Annotated in this window: 3 protein-coding genes and 1 pseudogene; all 4 read left to right on the top strand. The window is 68.8% G+C overall.

The window, feature by feature from the left end; translation table 11 throughout:
- Positions 1-202: pseudogene (locus HUK84_RS13100) on the top strand (hypothetical protein); the annotation flags it as partial.
- 41 nt (positions 203-243) lie between these two features.
- Positions 244-1416 carry an MlaE family ABC transporter permease gene (locus HUK84_RS13095; protein ID WP_176640689.1) on the top strand — a complete coding sequence of 391 codons (1173 nt, stop codon included), beginning with the start codon at positions 244-246 and terminating at the stop codon, positions 1414-1416.
- Positions 1417-1506: 90 nt separating this feature from the next.
- On the top strand, positions 1507-2265 hold the full coding sequence (locus tag HUK84_RS13090) for an ABC transporter ATP-binding protein (protein ID WP_246285662.1): 759 nt from the start codon (positions 1507-1509) through the stop codon (positions 2263-2265).
- A gap of 3 nt (positions 2266-2268) precedes the next feature.
- Positions 2269-3237: an MlaD family protein gene (locus HUK84_RS13085; protein ID WP_176640687.1), complete on the top strand. Its 969-nt coding sequence runs from the start codon at positions 2269-2271 to the stop codon at positions 3235-3237.
- The last annotated feature ends 93 nt before the right edge of the window (positions 3238-3330 follow it).

Genomic DNA, 3330 nt, shown 5'->3' with positions numbered 1-3330 from the left:
CGCCGCCCGCGCCGCGCCGCGCGCGATGGTGGTCGATTTCGACATCCCGGGCCCGGTGACCGCGACGCGCGACAATTTCTGGGATCCGATCCATTATCGCCAATCCGTCGCGCGGATGGTGATGGACGATTTGGCCGCCGCCTATGCCGGACGCGACGTGGCCCCCGACCAGGCGCGGGTACTGCTGCGGCCGGCATACTGATCTCACCACGCCCCTTGCCGCGGCGCCGCCATCCGACGAAGATGGTCTCGGGACGCAGCCGCCGCGCGGGGAGAGAGGTCTTGGACAGCGATCACGACCGGCCCGCCTGGCAGTTGCGCACCGATGACGACGCCAATGTGATCGTCCTGTCCGGCGCGTGGATCGCGCAGCAGGGACGGGTTCCGGCGCTGCCGTCCGACGGGCTGCGGCAGGCCCTGCCGGACCGGCCCATCCATTTCGACACCGCCGCGCTGGGCCGGTGGGATACCGCGCTGGTCGGGTTCCTGTGGCAGGTCAAGCAGCTTGCCGCGCGGGACCACCTGGCGATACAGGCCGACACGCTGCCGGACTCGGCGCGGAAATTGCTGGATCTGCTGCCCGAATCCGCCCCCGCCCCGGCCGCGCCGCACCGTCGTGCCTTCGCGCCCGTCAACGCGCTGGGGGCACGCACGCTCGACGGGCTGACCGAAATCGGGACGATGACCGAACTCGGCGTCGAGGCGGCGCGCGGCGGCTTGGCGGCCCTGGCGGGGCGCGGCCGCATGCGCATGACGGATCTGATGGACAATATCCGCGACGCGGGGCCGTCCGCGCTGCTGATCGTCAGCGTGGTGAATTTCCTGGTCGGCGCGATCCTGGCTTTCGTCGGCGCGGTGCAGTTGCGCAGATTCGCCGCCGACATCTATGTCGCCAGCCTGGTCGGGATCGCCATGGTGCGCGAGATGTCAGCCGTGATGACGGCGATCATCATGGCCGGCCGGACCGGCGGGGCCTATGCCGCGCGGATCGCGACCATGCAGGGCAACGAGGAAATCGACGCCCTGACCGTGTTCGGCATTCCGGTATCGAGCTATCTGATCCTGCCCTCGATCCTGGGCCTGGTGGCGACCATGCCGTTTCTGTACCTGTATGGCTGCCTGATCGGCATGCTGGGCGGTTTTGCCGTCTCGATCAGCATGCTGGCCGTGACGGGCCCGGGCTATCTGCATCAGACGCTGAATGCCGTGGCGCTGAACCAGTTCGAATTCGGGTTCGCCAAGAGCATCGCCTTCGCCATCCTGATCGGACTGACCAGTTGCCGGATCGGCCTGCGCGCCGGCCGCAGCGCCGCCGACGTCGGCGTGGCGGCCACCCGGGCGGTGGTGGTGGGGATCGTCGGCGTCATTGCCGTGGACGCGATCTTCGCCGTGATCGCCACCACGATCGGGATCTGACGCATGACCGACGTCCCTCCGGCCGATACCCCTCCGGCCAGCGCCCCCTCGACCAACGCCCCTTCGGCTGATGACAGCCGCGAGATCCTGATGGCGCTGGACGGCGTGACCCTGGCCTTCGGGCCGAAGGTCGTCCAGCAGGATGTCTCCTTCACGGTGCGCCGGGGCAGCATCTTCGCCGTCATGGGCGGCTCGGGCTGCGGCAAGAGCACGGTCCTGAAAAGCATGATCGGGCTGCTGCGCCCCCGGACGGGCCGCTACCTGGTAGGGGACGAGGATTATTGGCGCGCCGACGACGCGCACCGCGTGTCGGTCAACCGCCGCTTCGGCGTGCTGTTCCAGAGCGCTGCGCTGTGGAGTTCGCTGACGGTCGGCGAAAACGTGGCCCTGCCGATGCAGATGTTCACCCAACTGGATGCCGCCGCCATCCGGCGGCTGGTCGAACTGAAGCTGGGACTGGTCGGCATGCTGTCCGCCATCGACCAGTATCCCGCCGAACTCAGCGGCGGGATGAAGAAGCGCGCGGGCCTGGCGCGCGCCATGGCGCTGGACCCCGACATCCTGTTCTTCGACGAGCCCTCGGCGGGGCTGGATCCGATCACCTCGGCGCGGTTGGACGAGCTGATCGTCAATCTGCGCGACGGGCTGGGGGCGACGATCGTGATCGTCAGCCACGAACTGCCCAGCCTGTTCGCGATCGCCGACGACGGGCTCTTCCTGGACGCGCAGAGCCACAGACCGATCGCGCGCGGATCGCCATCCTGGCTACGCGATCATTGCGACGACCCGCAGGTTTTCGCTTTCATGCACCGTGCCCGCCCCGAAACCCCAGCCGAAAGGCACGAGTGACCCATGGCGAACAGACAGACAGCGGTTGGCGCGTTCGTGATCGGAGGGTTGGCGCTGGGCCTGGCGGCGCTGATCTTCTTCGGCAACATCTCGCTTTTCTCCCGGACGACGCGCGCGGTGGTGATCTTCCAGGGATCGACGTCGGGCCTCTCGCTCGGCGCGCCGGTCACGTTTCGCGGCGTGCGCGTGGGCGCGGTGGACGGGATAGGCATCACCTTCGACGCCAGGACGCATGCGGCCTATATCCCCGTGACGGTCGAATTACGGCCCGACCGTGTCAGCCTGGCGGGCCAGGGACGGCACGCTGTGCGGCTGACCCTGCAGGACCTGATCCGCCTGGGGCTGCGCGCGTCGCTGAACCTGCAGAGCTTCGTGACCGGGCAGTCCGAGATCGACCTGGATTTCGATCCCGCCGCGCCGGCGGTGCTGCACCCCGACATCGCGACGATGACCGAAATCCCCATGCGCCAGTCGGCGATCCAGAAAATACAGAAAACCCTGACCGAACTGCCGCTGACGGAACTGGCGACCGACGCCCGGGGCGCCATGCAGAACATCCGGGAACTGGCCGAACGGCTGGACCACGACCTGCCGCCGCTGGTCGCCAGCGTGCGCGAGACCTCGGACCATTCGCGCGCCGCCGTCGATGCCGCGACCCAGGCGATCGTGGATCTGCAATTGCGGCTGGACACCACGCTGAAGGCGATCGACACGCTGGCCGGCGCCGGCACCCAGCAACTGGAGGCGCGCGGCGCCGACATGCATGCGGTGCTGAACAACGTCAACCAGACGGTACTGCAGGCGCGCCAGAGCCTGGCCGGCCTGCAGAACTTGACCTCGCCCCGCTCGGCCGAACGGGCCAATCTGGATTCCACCCTGCGCGACCTCTCGGCCGCCGCCGCCGCGCTGCGCGGCTTTGCCGGCGACGTCGAACGCAACCCGCAACTTCTGCTGTTGGGACGCCGCCCATGACGATCCGAGAGTGCCGCCGCGCGGCTTCATGGCCGCCCGCCTTCCTGGCCGCGCTGGTTGGGCTGGCGTTGGCGGGGCTGCTGCCGGCGGGCT

The organism is Nguyenibacter vanlangensis, assembly GCF_013376155.1.
Classification (GTDB): Bacteria; Pseudomonadota; Alphaproteobacteria; order Acetobacterales; family Acetobacteraceae; genus Gluconacetobacter; species Gluconacetobacter vanlangensis.
Note: the sequence above shows the minus strand (reverse complement) of the source record. Positions and strands in the feature narration are given on the sequence as shown.